The following is a 15,323-nucleotide window of genomic DNA, read 5'->3' on the forward strand; positions in this document are numbered from 1 at the left end:
CACCTCCGCCGGGGTGCGGGCCGCACGCGGGTGCCGGTGGCCCGCGGTACGGGGGGAAGGAACCCGGGCCCTCCGGCGTGAGCGTGTCCAGTCGCTCAGCACCCGTGTGCCCCGTCGGCGCGGATCCATTCCCCCGTCTTCTCCGGGCGCCGTCCCGCCGTCCGGCGGGACGTGGCGGAGCGCTTCCTCACGGCCGCCGCCGGCCGGGACGGGAGGAGCCCGGTCAGAGCCGTCCGCCGGCGAGCCGTGTCAGCGGGCCCATGGCCGGCCTGGCGGTCGCCCGGCCGGCCGCGAAGGCGGCGCCGGCGACCCCGACGAGTCCCGCCGCCGCTCCCGCCGCGATCGCCTTCCGGTTCATGGCCGCCGTCCACGCCGCGGTGGCGGCGGTCGCGACCTTCGTCGCGCTCGCCGTGACGGCTTCCCGGGCCGTCCGCGGGCCGTCCGCCGCCGCGCGCCCCGCCTTCTCCGCCGTCTCGCCCGCCTGTTCGGCGCCCGACGCCGCGGTCTCTCCGGCGTCGCGTGCGGTCGTTTCCGTCCCGCGTGCCGTCGCGGACGCCTTCGCGCGGGTGCGCTTGGCGGTCGACTCGGCGCGCCGGGACGTCTTGGCCGATGTGCCGCGGTTCGTCGTGCCCGCGGAATTCCTGGAGTTCTCGTTCGATGCGGTCATGGGGTTCCTCCTTGCCGGTGGCGTGTCGGTGAAACGGAAGGGTCGTCCTCGCGGGGCGCGGGCGGCTCACCGGCCGCCCGGGTCGTGGGGCAGCAGGGAGCCCAGCGGGCCGAGGTCCAGGTTCAGGTCGTCCATGGTCAGTCCGTGGCGCGCGCACAGTTCTTCCATGCGGTCGTGGAGGACCATCAGCGTCATGCCGATCCGTTCTTCCTCGTCCTCGCCGAGGTCGCCCTGGTCGACGCGGTGGACCGCGGTGCGTTCCATCAACTGCCTCAGCAGTTCCACGAGGGTGAGGACGAGTCTGATCAGGTCCCGTTCCACGGTGTCGGGGTCGGTGGAGAGGCGTCGCGTCAGGGCGTCGGCCGCGCCGTCAGGGTTCGGTTCGTTCACGCAGGTCCGCCTCCTCCGGCCGGTGGTGTGTCGTTTCCCGGGGGCCGGTCCGCTCCGGGCACGGACGCCCAGGGGGCCGGGTCGTGGGCGGTGATCGACCGGATGACCGCGCGCAGGTTGATGTGGACGAGGTCCACGTCGGCGATGGAGAGGACGAGGTCGCCGGTCAGGACCGCGCCCCCGGTCAGCAGGCGGTCCAGCAGGTCGATCAGGGCCACGGGCGGTCCGGTGTTCCGGGCGGCCGGGCCGTGCGCGCCGTCCTGCGGGGAGGGGGCGTGCGCCGAGGTGTGCGCGGGGCTGCTCATGAGGGGTCGGCACCGCCCTCGCCGGCCTCGGAGACGGGCGTCGCGAAGGAGTACGGCGCCCATGGCCCGGTGACCTCCACCCGGACGCCCGCCACCCCGGCTCCCGCGGCCTCCGCCTCCGCGCGGAAGCGCGCCTCGGCGCCGGTGGGCACCAGGTAGGCGTGGTTGGCGACGTTGACGCCGCGCTCCCCGGACAGTTCGCCCCGCTGCGTACGGTGGGCGACGACGGCCCTCGCCAGTTCCCGGGTCGCCCGGTCCACCCGGCCGGTGACCTGTTCGGCCGCCCGGTGGAGGTCCTCGGTCCCGCGCCGTTGCAGCCTGCGCCGCCGGAGGTACGCCCGGCCCGGCCCGGTCGGACCGGACGGGTCCGGGGCGGCGTCGGGAGGGGCGTCCGGGGCCGCGGCGGGGTCGACGAAGACCTTCACCCCGAGTTCGACGTGACCGCCGAGCCACGCCAGCAGCTCGGTGAAGGCGGCACGGCGCGCGAGCAGGGTGTCCGTCACCCTTCCCTCGTCCGTGTAGACCGTGGCCAGGCGCAGGGGAAGGACCGTGTCGTGCGCGAAGGCGGCGTCGACGACGGTGTGATGGGCCCGGGCGAGCTCCTCGAGGCCGTCGAGGTCCTCCAGTCGGCGCCGCAGCGCCTCCTCGTCGAAGGACGGGGCCGGGACGTCCGACACCAGGGCGACGAGGCCCCCGGCCGGGACGAGCCGGACACCGTGGCCGTCCACTCCGCCCGTGGTGCCCGCGAGGGCGTCGAGCCGTCCGTCGTCCCGCCCGATGCCGTAGACGTACGCCCGGGTGCCCGGGGTCGCGGGCCCGTCCCGCCGCGGTCCGGATCCGCTCCGTACCGTCCCCGGCGGGGTCTCGGACGCCCCGGCGGCCGGGGGGCCCGGGGGCGGCGGCCCGTAGGGCCCGGGTTCTCGCGTCCTGTTCCGGTTCTTCGGTTCGGTGCCGTTCACTGTGTTCCCTCCGTCGCCCCGCCGGTGCCGGCTTCCGGTCCGCCGGCCCGGAGGCGGGCCAGTTCGGCCCGCAGCAGCTCGTTCTCGTCGCTCAGGTGCCGCTCCCGGGCGGTCCCGCCGTCGACGCGGCCGGGCGCGCGGGCCCGGGAGGAGAGCGAGGGGTCGTGTTCCCACCAGTCGATCCCCATCTCCTTGGCCTTGTCGACCGAGGCGACCAGCAGGCGGAGCTTGATGGTCAGCAGCTCGATGTCGAGGAGGTTGATCTGGATGTCCCCGGCGATCACGACGCCCTTGTCGAGCACGCGTTCCAGGATGTCGGCGAGGTTCGCGGACGTTCCCTGGCGGCTGCTCGGCGGTGTGGTGTGCGGTGAGGCCGGCAGGCGTCCCGCGAAGGTCTCGGACATGTGGCGCCCTTCTTCTCGTGGCGGTGTGCGTGCTGTCGGCCGGCGCCCCCGCCACCGGGGCGCGGCGAGCGGTCCACGGGTCCCGCCGGGCCCGGTCGCCGCGCGCCGGCGTCAACCGTTCTCCGTGCCCCTGCGGTACGCCTCGATCTCGTCGAGGCGGTCCAGGAGTTCGTCCTCGCGCCGGTCGAACTCCTCGGCGTCCAGCCGGCCGTTCTCGAAGTCGTCGACCAGCGCGGCCAGCCGCGCCCTCACGGGTCCGGGGTCGTAGTACTCCCGTTCCGCGGCCAGCAGCACCTGGTCGACCACCCATGCCGTGCCGCGGAGCGGGGCGAGGGGCAGGGTGAGGAGCCCGCTGAGGAGTCCCATCCGTCCGCCTCCTTCGCCGCGCCGCCGCGCCGGCCGCTCGTCCGGGTGTTCATACGAAGCTGTAGGGCGGAAGGGGGCCGGTCAGGGTGAAGGTGCAGGCGTCGCCCTCGCGGTCCGCCTCCTTCCGCACCGCGCCGACGAACGCGTCCGCGGAGGCCGTGGCGACCAGGAAGGAGGCGGCGAGGAAGTCACCGCCCGCCGGCGCGGACGGGGAGACGCGGGCGGCGACGGGTCCCAGCCGCCGCAGGGTCTCGTCGGCCTGCTCCTTGTTGCGTTCGTCCACGGCCCGGGCGACGAGTTCCCCGAGCGCGACCCGGTCCTCCCGGCCCGAAGAGCCGGAGCGGGTGCGTTCGTTGAGCTCCCGGATCTCCTCCGAGCCGGTCACGATCTCGCGCAGCAGGTCCTGTTCGTCCCGGGAGGCCCTGAGGTGGAACTCGACGTGTCCCCCGAGCTCGGCCAGGCGGGCGCGGTAGGCCCCGCCGTCCCGTTCCAGGACCTCGGCCACCTCGGCGTCGTCCGGTCCGAGCAGTCCGAACCGCATCGGGAGCGTCGCTCCGTCCGCCATGAGGGACTCGACCACCGCCTCGTGGGCCAGCACGTCCCGCCGCTTGGCCCGCAGGTCCCCGGCGGCGTCGCTCACGACCGCGGCGACCCCGCCGGCGCGTACCGTCCGCAGCGCGGCCGGGGGTTCGCCGACGCCCCGCTGTCCCTCCAGGCGTGCCGGGTGTCCGTCGGGGACGATGGCGTAGATGTAGGTCGGCACCTTCACTCCTCTCCTCGGGCGGCCGACGTCCGGCCGGAGGCGGTCTTCCGCGCCGGCCGCTTCTTGGGTTCCTCCTCGGACTCCTCCCGCTTGCCCCGGAGGGAGTCCGTGAACGCTTCGACGGCGCCGGTGATGGCGCCCTTCGACTTGCCCTTCGCGCCGTTCTCGGTGACCTCGCCCACGATGTCGGTGAGTTGGGCCGGGGCCTTGCGTCCGGACTCCAGGTCGAGCCGGTTGCACGCCTCGGCGAAGCGGAGGTAGGTGTCCACGCTCGCGACGACCACGCGAACGTCGATCTTGAGGATCTCGATCCCCACGAGGGAGACGCGGACGAAGGCGTCGATCACGAGCCCTCGGTCGAGGACGAGTTCCAGGACGTCGTACAGGTTTCCCGAGCCGCTGCCGCCGCTCGTCGTGCTGCTCTGTTGGACGAGTGTCACGCTGAACTCCTTGCTCTCGCGCCCGCGGGCGCATGCGGGATCCGTCGCCGTCGGGAGGCGGTGCCCGGACCGCCGTCAGCGGTGGTCCGTCCGGCCGCGGGAGTAGCGACGGGTGCGCTCGTACGCGGTCAGCCGTCCCTCGGTGTCGAGGGCGACGCGGTACGAGGCCATCACGCTCATCGTGTCCGGGATCTTCTCCAGCTCGACGACCTCCACGTCGGCCGTCCAGCCGTCCTCCGTGGCCCTCACCGCCGAGACGGAGCCCGGTTCGCACCGCAGGAGTTCCGCCAGTTGCGCGGAGGCGCGGCGCATCGCCGTGGGCAGATCGATCGTGCGGGACGTGTCGTCTTCGTTCCTGTCGGTCGTGCTCATCGCCCTGCCTGTCGTGGACGGAGGACCGGCTGAGGGGTGGTCAGCCGCGGTCCCGGACTGAGGACCGCGTGCCCGGCGTTCCCCCATGTATGCGCAAACGGTGCGAAACAGGCCGAGTTCACCGGCCGAGAGCCGGGTTCTCCCCCCGCGGGCGGCCTCCCCCGCCGACGGGAGGAGGAGAGCGCCGGCCGGGCGGGCGGCCCGTGCGCGGGTACGGCGCGGGTGCGGCAGCCGGGCGGGGCCGTGCGCGTGACCCCGGCCGCGTGGCGCGGCCGGGGCGGTCCGGGGCGCGCCTACGCTGCGGGGCATGACCGCAGAACCGGAAGACCACCGGCCCGAGTCCGACGACGTCCGCGCGGCCCGCCGCGCCGTCGAGGAACACCTCGCCCGCACCGCGGACGAGGAGCAGGCGAACCGCTGGCGGGAGACCGGGCGCGTCGACGACCGGGTGGCGGAGGAGGTCGCGCGGGCGGCCTGGGACGCCGTCCAGGAGGTCACCCCGCCTCCGCCGTCGCCCCAGGCCGGCCCCGCGGAGAGGGCGGAACGGTCGCCGGAGCGGGCGGAGCGGCACCGGCGGGCGGTCGCCGTGGCGCGCGGTCTGCGCGAGCTCGGCCACTCGCTGGACGAGACGCTGCTGCCCGGCTTGGACATGGCCGCAGGGTAGGAGCCCGGACGGCTCCTCCTCCCGGCGGCCGTCGCGCCCGGCCGCCGGCCGGCCGGTGCCGCTCCGCCCGCTCCGGCGACCGCGACGTGGGGTCGGTGTCCGTGGTCGGTCCGGCTTCGGCGTGGACGCCGGTGACGCCGAGCAGGCACGGGTCGGCGGAGACGTTCTGCGCGGCCTCGACCGCGGCGGCGCCGCAGGTGACCGCCGCGTGCGTGAGGACGCGCCCCGAGGAGGAAGAGCTCCGCCGGCCGGGTCCGGCCGCGCGCCGCCCGGGGTCCCGGAACGGGGCCGGGGGCGCGCCGGGCCCCGGGGCCGCGGGACTCACGGGGCGGTGGGCCTCCCGTCGTCCCCTGGGCCCCGGTGGCGGTTCCGGGGGACGGGCGCGCCGGAGCGGCCCTCCCGCGATCCCGCGTAGGCGGCGATCCGGAGGGCGCGCAGGCGTTCGGGGGGCCGGAAGCGGGTGAGCGGCGCGCGATACGGGTCGAAGGACTCGTCCTTCGCGGCCGGCCCCGCCCCGAGCAGGGTGAGCAGTGCCATCGGCTGCCAGCGGCGGCCGACGGCGAAGCCCAGGACGAAGTGCAGGGGCCGGTCGGCGACGGCCTCCGCCACCGCCGCGGGACGGGCCGGCACCCCCGGGCTGCCGGGCGCGGGGAACGCGGCCACCACACCGTGCCGGTCACCGACGGCATAGCTCAGGAGGGTGCTGTACGGGCCGGCGGTGGCGGACAGCCGGGGCACGGGGACGTGCCGGGCCGGCCCGCGGCGGCCGCTGGTGGTCAGCAGCAGCTCCAGGGGGCGCCCCGGGCCCTCGGCGTCCTCCACCCGGAGCGCGAGCCCCAGTCCGTCGGGCATCGGGGGCGGCAGTCCCGCGGCGCGGGACCAGCGTGCCGTGACCCGGTAGGAGCCCGCGCGGTCGAGCCAGGGAACGCCCCAGGGACGCGGAGGGTCCGGAACCGTGAGGCGCCCCGTGAGCGCCACCCCCCGCGGGTGCAGCGCGGGCCGGGAGCCCCGGCGGCGGGCGACGGTCCGCGCGAGGCGGTGGACGAGCGCGTCGAGACGGTCCACGGGGACCTCCGGTCCGGTCGGAGGGATGGGCACGGGCGCCGCGGCCGGCCGGGGGCCGTTCCGGGTTCTCCGTACGCACGCCGCGCCTACCCCGTCCCCGGTCGTCGACTCGTCCGGGAGGCGCCTCCGTGCGCGACGGGAGAGAGCGGAACCGTGGACGCCGGGCGCGGCCGGCGGCCCGGGGACGCCCTTCGGCCCTCCCTGCGGACGGCACCGGCCGCGGGAAGGGGCGGAGGGGCAGGAGGGGGTCCGGCGGACGCATTCGACGAGGTGGTCGCCGGGTGCCGGGTCGATCGTCACTCCGTCCCTGCGAGAGGGCGGCCGGCAGTTCGGGGACGGCCGGGGAGGGAGTGGCCGGCGGGGCGGACCGACGGGGCCCGGGGCCGGCGCGGCTCATGGGCGGGGGCCGGGGTCCGGGGTGGGCGCGGGAGCGTCGGGCAGGGCCAGGCACAGGGCGTCGAGGGCGTTCGCGAAGGCGTGTTCGGGCGGGGTGCCGTAGCCGATGACCAGGCCGTCGAGGGCGGGCATGGTGCTGTCCGGATGGCGGTAGGCCGCCAGGCCGTCGAGGGCGAGTCCTTGGCGACGGGCGGCGCGCAGGGCGGCCTCTTCGGTGCCGGGCGGGAGTTCGAGGACGGCGTGCAGTCCCGCCGCCACCCCGCTCACCCGGATGTGCGGGGCCCGCCGGGCGAGGGTGGCGGCCAGCCGGTCCCGGCGGTGCCGGTAGATCCGGCGCATCCGGCGCAGGTGGCGGTCGTAGGAGCCGCGGGCGATGAAGTCGGCGAGCGTGAGCTGTTCGACGACCCCCGACCACATCTCGCGCGGCCCCTTCGCGGCGAGCACGTCGTCGACGAGCCGGCCGGGCAGGACCATCCATCCCAGCCGTACGGCCGGGGACAGGCTCTTGCTGACGGAACCGAGGTGGACGACGCGCTCCGGATCGAGGCCCTGGACGGCGCCGACCGGCTCGCGGTCGTACCGGAACTCGCCGTCGTAGTCGTCCTCGATGACCAGTCCGCCGGTCGATCCGGCCCAGTTGACGACGGCCGCGCGCCGCCGGTGGTGGAGCGGTCCTCCGGTGGGGAACTGGTGGGCCGGGGTGAGGAGGACGGCCGCCGCCCGCGTGGCCGGCAGTTCGTCGATCCGCGCGCCCCGCTCGTCGACGGTCAGCGGGTGGGTGCGCAGCCCCGCCCCGGCGATGATCTCCCGGTGGAAGTCGAGCCCGTACGCCTCCACGGCGATCGTGCCGCGCAGCAGGGAGCACAGCAGCCGCAGGCCGTGGGCGAAGCCGGAGCAGACGACGATCCGTTCGGGCGTGGTGCGCACGCCCCGGGCCCGCGCCAGGTACTCGGCGAGGGCCGTCCGCAGTTCGATCCGGCCTCGCGGGTCTCCGACGCCGAAGGCGTCGTGGGGTGCGGCGGCCAGGGCACGGCGGACGGAGGCCGTCCAGGCGGTGCGGGGGAACGCGGAGGCGTCGGGGGAACTGGGCATCAGGTCGTGGGCCGGCCGCCGCCACGTCCGCCGGACCGGGGCGCGCGCCCGCCCCGTGTCGAGTGGTTCGGGGCGCGCCGCGACGCGCGTTCCCGACCCCTGCCGGGCGGTCAGCCACCCTTCCTCGACGAGTTCCGCGTACGCGTTGCCGGCGGTGTTGCGGGCGATGCCGAGGTCGGCGGCGAGCGTCCGGTACGGGGGCAGCCGGGTGCCGGGGGCCAGGCGGCCCGACCCGATGGCATCGCGCAGGGCGCGCATGAGCTGGGCGCGGACACCGCCGGGGCCCCGCAGCACGAGGTGCAGATCGGCGCCGCCTTCCACGGCGCCGGCCTCCACGGCGCCGGCCTCCGTGGCACCGTCCGCCCCGGCGGCGTCCGCCGTCGGTTCCTCCGGGGAATTGACCCAAGAATCACTCATGGGAATGCACCATAGCGCGGGCCTTTTCGGCCCCTACGGTCGAGGCATGACAACTTTTCAGGTTCCCGAGCGCATGAACTTCTCCCAGGTCGCCCCGAAGGTCTTCAAGGCCGTCCTGGCCCTCGACGCGGCCGCCCGCGACGGCCTCGACCCGGTCCTCGTCGAGCTCGTCCAGATCCGGGCCTCCCAGATCAACAGGTGCGCCTACTGCATCGACTACCACACCGGTGACGCCCGCAGGGCCGGTGAGAGCGAGGAGCGGATCTACCAGCTCGGCGCCTGGGAGGAGTCCAGCCTCTACACCGCCGAGGAGCGGGCGGCGCTGGCGCTGACCGAGGCCGTCACGCTGCTGCCCGCGGGGGTGGGCGACGCGGTCTACGCGGAGGCCGAGAAGCACTTCGGGGAGAAGGGGCTGGCCCAGCTCATCGCGCTGATCTTCACCGTCAACGCGTGGAACCGGATGAACGTCACCACGCGCAAGACCCCCGGCACCGAGTAGCGGACCGCCCGGTCCGATCACCCCGTCGGCGGCGGCCGCCCCTGCGCGGCCGCCGCCGTTCCCCACCCCCGCTCGAACACGTACGCGATGGAAAGGTTCCTGCCGTGACCGCGATCGACCCGTCGCCCCCCGCGCCCCCGCCCGCGGACCCCGGCCGCTCCGTCCTCAAGGGGTGGCTCGCCGTCCTCGCCGTGACGCTGGGCATCTTCGCCCTGATGACCTCCGAGCTGCTGCCGGTCGGCCTCCTCACCCCGATCGGCTCGGCCCTGGACGTGTCCGAAGGCACCGCGGGACTGATGGTGACCGTCCCCGGCCTGGTCGCCGCCGTGTCGGCGCCGCTGGTCACCGTGGTCACCGGGAAGGTCGACCGGCGTCTGGTCCTGGCCGTCCTCATCGGCATCGTCGGCGCCGCGAACCTGGCGTCCGCCTTCGCGACCGGTTTCGCCGTCGTCCTCGTGGCCCGCTTCCTCATCGGCGTCAGCGTGGGCGGGTTCTGGGCGCTGGCGGGCGGCATCGCCCTGCGCCTGGTTCCCGAACGGCACGTCGGCCGCGCCACCGCCGTGATCTTCGGCGGGGTGGAGACCGCCTCCGTCCTGGGCGTGCCCGCCGGCACCCTGATCGGCGACTTCAGCGGCTGGCGCACCGCCTTCGCGGCCGTCGGCGTCCTCGGCCTGCTCTCGCTGGCCTGCATGGTCCTCCTGATGCCGAAGGTCGCCCCCGAGCGGACCATCGGCTTCGCCGACCTGCCCGGGGTGTTCCGCTCGAACGCCGCGGTGCGGGTGGGCATCGCCATGACCTTCCTGGTCATCACCGGGCACTTCACCGCCTACACCTTCGTCCGCCCCGTCCTGCTGGGCGACGGCGTCGACCACCGCGTGATCAGCGCCCTGCTGCTGGCCTTCGGAGTCGCCGGGATCTGCGGCAACTTCCTCGCCGGCGCGCTGATCGCCACGTGGTTGCGGCCCACCGTGCTCGGCATCGCCGTCGTCCTCACCGGGGCGATGACGCTGCTCGCGGTGGCCGACGCCGGTCCCGTCGCCGCCGGGGCCGTCCTCGTCCTGTGGGGCCTGGGCTACGGAGCCGTTCCGGTCACCTTCCAGACGTGGATCCTCGTCGCCGCCCCCGACAGGACCGAGGCCGCGTCCTCCCTGTACGTGTCGGTGTTCAACCTCTCCATCGCGCTCGGCGCCCTCCTCGGCGGCCTGGCCGTCGACCACGTCGCCACCACCAGCGTGCTCTGGATCGGCGGCGGCCTCACCCTCCTCACCGTGCTGGTGCTCGGCGCGGGCCGTGGCGGGCGCCCCGCCCCGGCCCGGAACACCTGACCCGCCGGCGGCCCGGACCGGCGACGGGCGGTCCGCCGGTGTTGACCTTCGAGTCGGTCGAAGGTCGATGATGAGGCGGTGCCCAACGATGATCTGATGCCGATCGGGGTGTTCGCCCGGCGCAGCGGCCTGACCTCCAGCGCGCTGCGGTTCTACGCCGATTCCGGGCTGCTGCCCCCCGCCGAGGTCGCCCCGGTCTCCGGCTACCGCTTCTACGGCCCCGACCAGGTGGACCGGGCGGTCCTGCTCCGCCGGCTCCGCGAGATCGCCATGCCCCTCGCCGGCGTGGCGGCCGTACTCGACGCCGGGGCCGACACGGCGGCCCGACTGGTCGACGAGCACGTCGCGAGGATCGCCGACGACGCGGCGGCGGCACGGCGGACGGCCGCCGTCATCAAGTCCGCCCTGGGCGACGTGCCGGGGCTTTTGATCGCGGTGCTGAAGGGGCCCGTGCTCGCGGACGCGGTCGAGCAGGTCCTGACCGCGACCGCGCAGGAGGCCGGGCCGCCGGTCCTCGCCGGACTGCGCGTCGAGGTGGACCACGAGGCGATCACCCTGACCGCCACCGACCGCTACCGGCTCTCCACCCGGACCCTGGTACCGGCCGAACCGCCGGGGCGGACGTGGGCCGGCACGATCGACGGCGCCGAGCTGCGGTCCGCGGTCGCCGGGATCCGCCGCGGCCCGCTGGTGCGGGTGGAGGCGGCGCCGCACGGGATCCGGCTCCGCGTGGCCGGCCGGGAGGACCACCACTGCCGGTCGCTGCCCGGGGAGTTCCCCGACCACCGGCTGCTGCTCGCGTCGCTGGGCGAGGCCACCACCCGGGTGACGGTCGCGAAGGACGCGCTCCTGCGAGCCCTGGAGGAGCACCCCGGTGAGCGCGTCGGGCTGCACGTCACCGGCCGTGCCGTGCACGTCTTGGACGCCACGGGCCCCGGGGACGCCGCGGCCGCCGTGCCGGCGGACGGCGAGCGCCCCGCCGGTTCCCTCCCGGCCGTCGCGACGGGCCGTCCCCTCCGCATCTGGTTCGAGCTGACCACGCTCTACCCCGCCGTGAGCACCGCGATCGGCGCCGACGTCATGCTCGACCTGCGGGGGCACGACGAGCCCGTCACCGTCCGCTCCGCCGACCGCGGCGACCTCACCACCCTGGTCATGCCCGTCAGCGCCGCACACCCCGCCTGAGAACAAGCCGGACATCCCGCACGGGACGACAGACACCGAGGAAGAACCCCATGAGCACCGCACCCGCCGTCTCCGACCCGATCATGGCGGCCATCGGCCGGGCCGTCGCCGAAGGCCAGGGCGGTGACGCCGCTTCCGCCCGCCGGAGCCTCCTGGACCTGTGGTCCACGATCGGCGTCACCGGGGACCCGCTGCACCGCTGCTCCCTGGCCCACTACCTGGCCGACCTCTACGACGACCCCGCCCGGTCCCTGGCCTGGAACATCCGGGCCCTGGACGCCGCCGACGCCGTGACCGAGGAACGCGTCCAGGAGCACCACGCCGGTCTCGACGTCGCCGGTTTCTACCCGTCCCTGCACCTCAACCTCGCCGACGACTACCGGCGGCTCGGCTCCTTCGAGGCCGCCGCCGAGCACATCGACGCGGCCGAGGCGCAGGTCCCCCGGCTCCCCCAGGGCCCCTACGGCGACCTTCTCCGCGCCGCCGTCCGGGGGGTCGCCGAGGCCGTCGCCCGGCGGGACCGCGCGCCGCGGGCCTCGGCCCCCGGCTCCGCCGTGTGACGCGCGGGCGCGTGCCCCCCCCCCCGCCGGGCGGCGGGACGGGCCGCCGGCCGGTCGCGCTCCCGTCGGCGCCTTCGAGCAGGCCCGATAATGGGCGTCGTGATCGACAGACAGCTGCGCGTGGTACTGGCCGAGGACTCCGTCGTCCTGCGGGACGGCATGGTCGAACTGCTCGGCGCCCGCGGGTGCCGGGTGGTGGCCACCGCCGGGACCGCGCCCGAGCTGGTCGCCGCGGTCGACGCGCACCGGCCCGACGTGGCCGTGGTGGACATCCGGATGCCGCCCACCCACACCGACGAGGGCATCCGCGCCGCCGTCGAGATCCGGGCGCGGACGCCCGGCGTCGGCATCCTGGTCTTCTCCCAGCACATCGAGACCGTCTGGGCCTCCCGGCTGCTGGCGGACGGGGCGGCGGGCGTCGGGTACCTGCTGAAGGAACAGGTCGCCCGCACCGACGAGTTCGTGGAGGCGCTGCACAGGGTCGCCGACGGGGGCACGGCGCTCGACCCGGAGGTGGTCACCGGGCTGATGCGGGGCGGGCGGCGCGGGCGGGTGGACACGCTGACGGCGCGCGAGCGCGAGGTGCTGGAGCTGATGGCCCAGGGCCGTTCGAACCGCTCCATCGCCGCGTCGCTGGTGGTGTCGGAGCGGGCGGTGGAGAAGCATGTCGCCGCCGTCTTCCTGAAGTTCGGCCTGCACGCGACGGACACCGACAACCGGCGCGTGAAGGCCGTCCTGGCGTACCTGGCGGAGAGCTCCGGCTGAGCCCCGCTCACGGCCCCCGCCCGCAGCCGCCGTTCACAGGCGCGCCGGCAGTTCGGCGGTGATCGTGGTGGGGCCGCCGGGCGGGCTGTCCACGGTCAGGACGCCGTCCACCGCCGCCAGCCGCTCGGCCAGTCCGGCCAGGCCGGTCCCGGCGCCGGGGGCCGCGCCGCCGCGCCCGTCGTCGCGTACGGTCAGGCGGACCCGCCCGTCGGACGCGCTCGCCCCGAGTTCGGCCGAGCGCGCGCCGCTGTGCCGGGCGACGTTGGTGAGCAGTTCGGCGGCGCAGAAGTAGACGGCCCGCTCGATCGCCGGTTCCGGACGTTCCCGCAGGTCGAGGTGGACGGCGACCGGCACCGGGGAGGTGGCGGTCAGGCCGGGCAGCGCCTGGGCGAGGCCGCCGTCGAGGGCGACCGGCCGGATGCCCCGGGTGAGCCCCCGCAGTTCGGCGAGGGTGGTGTCGGTCTGGCCGCGGGCGCGTTCCACCAGGCCGCGCGTCCGTTCCAGGTCCGGGCCCGCGGCGGAGGCGAGCGCGTCGTCGGCCAGCGAGAGGGTGATGGCCAGGGCGACCAGCCGGGCCTGGGTCCCGTCGTGCAGGTCGCGCTCCAGGCGGTGCAGCCGGTCGGTGTTCTCCGCGAGCAGGACGGCGCGGGCCGTCTCCAGTCTCCTGACCCGCTGGTGCACGGGGGCGGGGCCGAGCAGCAGTCCGGCGAGCCGCCGGTTCGCACCGCTGAGCGCCCGGATCGCGCCGGGCGCCGCGGCGAGCAGCAGGAGTCCCAGCGGTACGGAGACGGCGTCCGTCCAGCCGAACGGCCGGGGTTCCGGCTCCAGGAGCCGTACCCAGAACGGAAATCCGGTCAGCCAGCCGCCGCCGAGGGGGAGCGCCACCGCCGCGACGAAGCCCAGGACGCCGAGCGGCAGCCGCAGCACCAGGTAGAGCAGGCTCCGCCAGCCGACCGGGTCGGTCAGGGCGGCACGGCCGCGGGCGACCGGGCCCGTGGGGCGGGGCGGGGCGGCCGGTGCCTCGACCCGGTGCCCGAGCAGCCTGCCGACGAGTCGCCGGTGGAGCGCGCCGAGGCCCCGCGCGCCCAGCAGCGCGGCGGCCACGAAGGGCAGTCCCAGCACCGTCAGGGAGAGCAGCACGCCCGCGTACAGGACGGCGATCGCGTAGCCGCCGCAGAGCAGCGCGAGCGGCAGTCCGGCGGCGGCGAAGAGCCATTCGCCGCCGTCGACGGAGAGCCGGGACCGCCGCCCGGCCGCCGGCGTTCCCGTACGGGTCCCGGTCCCGCCCGTGTCCCCGGGAGCGGGTTCCCCGCCGTGCTCAGGCACCGCCGCCACCCGCCCGTTCCGCCGCCGGGCCGCGGGCCGCCCGCGCCCCCGTGACCAGGATGACCGGGACCGTCAGCGCCGCGGCGCCCGCCACGATCCACCCGCAGGCGGCCATCGGGACGGTCGGGAGCGGCGAGCCGGTCACCGCCGTGCTGAACGCGGCGGACGCGGCGCCGGCGACCGTGGCGCCGAGCAGCACGCCCACCACCGTGGTCAGCACCGCCTCCGCGGTCAGCATGCGCAGCAGTTGCGCCGAGGTCGCGCCCACCAGCCGCAGCAGGGCGAACTCGCGGCGCCGGCCGGCGGTCACGGCGACCAGGGTGTTGACCGTGGAGACGGCCGCGAAGCAGACCAGGAGGGCCAGTTCGCTCTGGCGCAGCCAGACGTCGGTGGCCGAGGTGGCGCTGGTCGCCGTCGTGCCCGGGGCGTTCCCGGCGGTGCTCGTCATGATCGACATGGTGCCCGACAGGCCCACGAGCAGTGCGACGGGCACCACGGCGGAGGAGAGGCGGCGCGCGTATCCGCGCAGGTTGGCGTCGGCGAGCCAGCCCGAGCCGGGTGCCAGGATCCGGAGCGGCGCGCCCGACGCGGCCGCCAGGAGACGTGCCGCGAGCGGTCCGAGCAGGGCGACCGCGACCAGCAGCACCAGCGCACCGAGCAGCGTCGCCTGTCCCGCCTCGTCCGCCTGGTCCGCCGGCCGCGTCGCCGCCAGCCGCAGCAGCAGGCCGCCGCCCACCAGCGCGCCGGCGCCGGCGAGCAGGCGCGGCGCCCCCGTCCGCCCGTGTTCGGTGGCGCTCGCGGTGAGGGCGGCCGCGGGCGCGATCCGGGTGATCCGGCGGGTGGCGACGGCCGAGGCGGCCAGGCCGACGGCGAGGGCGGCGGCCAGGGCCACCAGCGGGGGCAGGGGGGTCTGCGGCACGCGCAGGCCCGGCGCGGCCATGCCCCGCCGCTGGAGCTCGGCGAGGAAGCGGCCCGCCGCGACCGCGCCGGCGGCCCACCCCGGGGCGGCGACCAGCGCCGTCGTCGCGACGACCTGGACGCGGACCAGTCTCCGTGTCTGGCGGGGCGTCGCCGCGACGGTGCGCAGCAGGGCGAGTTCGCGGTGCTGCTGCCGGAGGGCGAAGCCGAGCGCGTTCACCACGACGAAGAAGGCGACCAGGACGGCGATCTCCCCGAACGCGCCCGCGATCACCATCAGTCCGGGTCCGGCGTCCGTCTCCCGGGCGTCTTCGCCGGCGGTGAGGCCGGTGGCGAACAGCAGGCCGAACATGGTGACGGTGGCGACGGCCAGGAAGAGCGCGGCGGCCAGGCCGGCGAAGGAGGCCGGGCGGCGGCGCAGCGGCCCGAGGGCGAGCGTGACCAT

The 15,323-nt window shown here is 76.2% G+C and carries 19 protein-coding genes and 1 pseudogene; 6 read left to right on the forward strand and 14 right to left on the reverse strand.

From position 1 onward, the window contains the following. Positions 1–223: 223 nt before the first annotated feature. The 9 genes from AB0E83_RS17785 to AB0E83_RS17825 all read right to left on the reverse strand — a co-directional run bounded on the left by AB0E83_RS17785 (position 224) and on the right by AB0E83_RS17825 (position 4,666). A complete protein-coding gene (locus tag AB0E83_RS17785; RefSeq protein ID WP_362111947.1) occupies positions 224–667 on the reverse strand; it encodes a hypothetical protein in 444 nt (147 codons plus the stop codon). Between the two features lie 66 nt (positions 668–733). Then, positions 734–1,057, reverse strand: a complete 324-nt coding sequence (locus AB0E83_RS17790; RefSeq protein ID WP_362111950.1) for a gas vesicle protein K — start codon at positions 1,055–1,057, stop codon at positions 734–736. Beyond that, on the reverse strand, positions 1,054–1,275 hold the full coding sequence (locus tag AB0E83_RS17795; protein WP_362112120.1) for a gas vesicle protein: 222 nt from the start codon (positions 1,273–1,275) through the stop codon (positions 1,054–1,056). The genes AB0E83_RS17790 and AB0E83_RS17795 overlap by 4 nt, the downstream gene beginning before the upstream one ends. An 83-nt stretch (positions 1,276–1,358) precedes the next feature. Further along, positions 1,359–2,321, reverse strand: coding sequence for a GvpL/GvpF family gas vesicle protein (locus tag AB0E83_RS17800; protein ID WP_362111953.1), 963 nt, complete (start codon positions 2,319–2,321; stop codon positions 1,359–1,361). Further along, the gene (locus tag AB0E83_RS17805; protein WP_362111956.1) at positions 2,318–2,725 is read right to left on the reverse strand and encodes a gas vesicle protein; all 408 of its coding nucleotides are present in this window, start codon (positions 2,723–2,725) and stop codon (positions 2,318–2,320) included. Before AB0E83_RS17805 ends, AB0E83_RS17800 begins: the two co-directional genes overlap by 4 nt. 111 nt (positions 2,726–2,836) lie before the next feature. Continuing rightward, complete coding sequence (locus tag AB0E83_RS17810) at positions 2,837–3,091, reverse strand: gas vesicle protein GvpG (protein WP_362111959.1); 255 nt, start codon at positions 3,089–3,091, stop codon at positions 2,837–2,839. A gap of 49 nt (positions 3,092–3,140) precedes the next feature. Continuing rightward, entirely contained in the window at positions 3,141–3,854 is a 714-nt protein-coding gene (locus tag AB0E83_RS17815) for a GvpL/GvpF family gas vesicle protein (protein ID WP_362111962.1), read from the reverse strand. A gap of 2 nt (positions 3,855–3,856) precedes the next feature. Next, complete coding sequence (locus tag AB0E83_RS17820) at positions 3,857–4,294, reverse strand: gas vesicle structural protein GvpA (RefSeq protein WP_362111964.1); 438 nt, start codon at positions 4,292–4,294, stop codon at positions 3,857–3,859. Between the two features lie 75 nt (positions 4,295–4,369). Continuing rightward, entirely contained in the window at positions 4,370–4,666 is a 297-nt protein-coding gene (locus AB0E83_RS17825) for a gas vesicle protein (RefSeq protein ID WP_362111967.1), read from the reverse strand. Positions 4,667–4,973: 307 nt separating this feature from the next. Between AB0E83_RS17825 and AB0E83_RS17830 the strand changes: the two genes are divergently transcribed. Next, positions 4,974–5,330 (forward strand): hypothetical protein, encoded by a 357-nt coding sequence (locus AB0E83_RS17830; protein WP_362112131.1) that lies wholly within the window; start codon positions 4,974–4,976, stop codon positions 5,328–5,330. Positions 5,331–5,430: 100 nt separating this feature from the next. Here the strand turns inward: AB0E83_RS17830 and AB0E83_RS17835 are convergent. From AB0E83_RS17835 to AB0E83_RS17845, 3 genes and pseudogenes are all read right to left on the reverse strand, one after another. Beyond that, positions 5,431–5,556: pseudogene (locus AB0E83_RS17835) on the reverse strand (DeoR family transcriptional regulator); the annotation flags it as partial. 95 nt (positions 5,557–5,651) lie between these two features. Continuing rightward, positions 5,652–6,395 (reverse strand): phosphodiesterase, encoded by a 744-nt coding sequence (locus AB0E83_RS17840; protein ID WP_362111970.1) that lies wholly within the window; start codon positions 6,393–6,395, stop codon positions 5,652–5,654. A 393-nt stretch (positions 6,396–6,788) separates the two neighbouring features. Beyond that, entirely contained in the window at positions 6,789–8,141 is a 1,353-nt protein-coding gene (locus tag AB0E83_RS17845; protein ID WP_362112123.1) for a PLP-dependent aminotransferase family protein, read from the reverse strand. Between the two features lie 205 nt (positions 8,142–8,346). On the opposite strand from AB0E83_RS17845, the gene AB0E83_RS17850 reads away from it, so the two are divergent. From AB0E83_RS17850 to AB0E83_RS17870, 5 genes are all read left to right on the forward strand, one after another. After that, positions 8,347–8,799 (forward strand): carboxymuconolactone decarboxylase family protein, encoded by a 453-nt coding sequence (locus tag AB0E83_RS17850; protein WP_362111973.1) that lies wholly within the window; start codon positions 8,347–8,349, stop codon positions 8,797–8,799. A 104-nt stretch (positions 8,800–8,903) separates the two neighbouring features. Continuing rightward, positions 8,904–10,124 carry an MFS transporter gene (locus AB0E83_RS17855; RefSeq protein ID WP_362111976.1) on the forward strand — a complete coding sequence of 407 codons (1,221 nt, stop codon included), beginning with the start codon at positions 8,904–8,906 and terminating at the stop codon, positions 10,122–10,124. A 78-nt stretch (positions 10,125–10,202) separates the two neighbouring features. Next, positions 10,203–11,309 (forward strand): MerR family transcriptional regulator, encoded by a 1,107-nt coding sequence (locus AB0E83_RS17860; RefSeq protein WP_362111979.1) that lies wholly within the window; start codon positions 10,203–10,205, stop codon positions 11,307–11,309. A 50-nt stretch (positions 11,310–11,359) separates the two neighbouring features. Beyond that, positions 11,360–11,869: a hypothetical protein gene (locus AB0E83_RS17865; RefSeq protein ID WP_362111982.1), complete on the forward strand. Its 510-nt coding sequence runs from the start codon at positions 11,360–11,362 to the stop codon at positions 11,867–11,869. Between the two features lie 99 nt (positions 11,870–11,968). Continuing rightward, on the forward strand, positions 11,969–12,634 hold the full coding sequence (locus AB0E83_RS17870) for a response regulator transcription factor (protein ID WP_362111985.1): 666 nt from the start codon (positions 11,969–11,971) through the stop codon (positions 12,632–12,634). Positions 12,635–12,667: 33 nt separating this feature from the next. Here AB0E83_RS17870 and AB0E83_RS17875 read toward each other — a convergent pair whose 3' ends face one another. Both AB0E83_RS17875 and AB0E83_RS17880 read right to left on the reverse strand, forming a co-directional pair. Beyond that, positions 12,668–13,960 carry a sensor domain-containing protein gene (locus tag AB0E83_RS17875; protein WP_362111988.1) on the reverse strand — a complete coding sequence of 431 codons (1,293 nt, stop codon included), beginning with the start codon at positions 13,958–13,960 and terminating at the stop codon, positions 12,668–12,670. Further along, positions 13,953–15,323, reverse strand: a complete 1,371-nt coding sequence (locus AB0E83_RS17880) for an ABC transporter permease (protein WP_362111991.1) — start codon at positions 15,321–15,323, stop codon at positions 13,953–13,955. Before AB0E83_RS17880 ends, AB0E83_RS17875 begins: the two co-directional genes overlap by 8 nt.

It is taken from the genome of Streptomyces sp. NPDC035033 (assembly GCF_040636735.1).
Lineage (GTDB): Bacteria > Actinomycetota > Actinomycetes > Streptomycetales > Streptomycetaceae > Streptomyces.

Excerpts from the sequence above, each read along its gene's own strand:
- AB0E83_RS17785 (WP_362111947.1), bottom strand. The coding sequence starts at position 667 with ATGACCGCATCGAACGAGAACTCCAGGAATTCCGCGGGCACGACGAAC.
- AB0E83_RS17805 (WP_362111956.1), bottom strand. The coding sequence starts at position 2,725 with ATGTCCGAGACCTTCGCGGGACGCCTGCCGGCCTCACCGCACACCACA.
- AB0E83_RS17810 (WP_362111959.1), bottom strand. The coding sequence starts at position 3,091 with ATGGGACTCCTCAGCGGGCTCCTCACCCTGCCCCTCGCCCCGCTCCGC.
- AB0E83_RS17825 (WP_362111967.1), bottom strand. The coding sequence starts at position 4,666 with ATGAGCACGACCGACAGGAACGAAGACGACACGTCCCGCACGATCGAT.
- AB0E83_RS17830 (WP_362112131.1), top strand. The coding sequence starts at position 4,974 with ATGACCGCAGAACCGGAAGACCACCGGCCCGAGTCCGACGACGTCCGC.
- AB0E83_RS17845 (WP_362112123.1), bottom strand. The coding sequence starts at position 8,141 with ATGCGCGCCCTGCGCGATGCCATCGGGTCGGGCCGCCTGGCCCCCGGC.
- AB0E83_RS17850 (WP_362111973.1), top strand. The coding sequence starts at position 8,347 with ATGACAACTTTTCAGGTTCCCGAGCGCATGAACTTCTCCCAGGTCGCC.
- AB0E83_RS17865 (WP_362111982.1), top strand. The coding sequence starts at position 11,360 with ATGAGCACCGCACCCGCCGTCTCCGACCCGATCATGGCGGCCATCGGC.
- AB0E83_RS17880 (WP_362111991.1), bottom strand. The coding sequence starts at position 15,323 with ATGGTCACGCTCGCCCTCGGGCCGCTGCGCCGCCGCCCGGCCTCCTTC.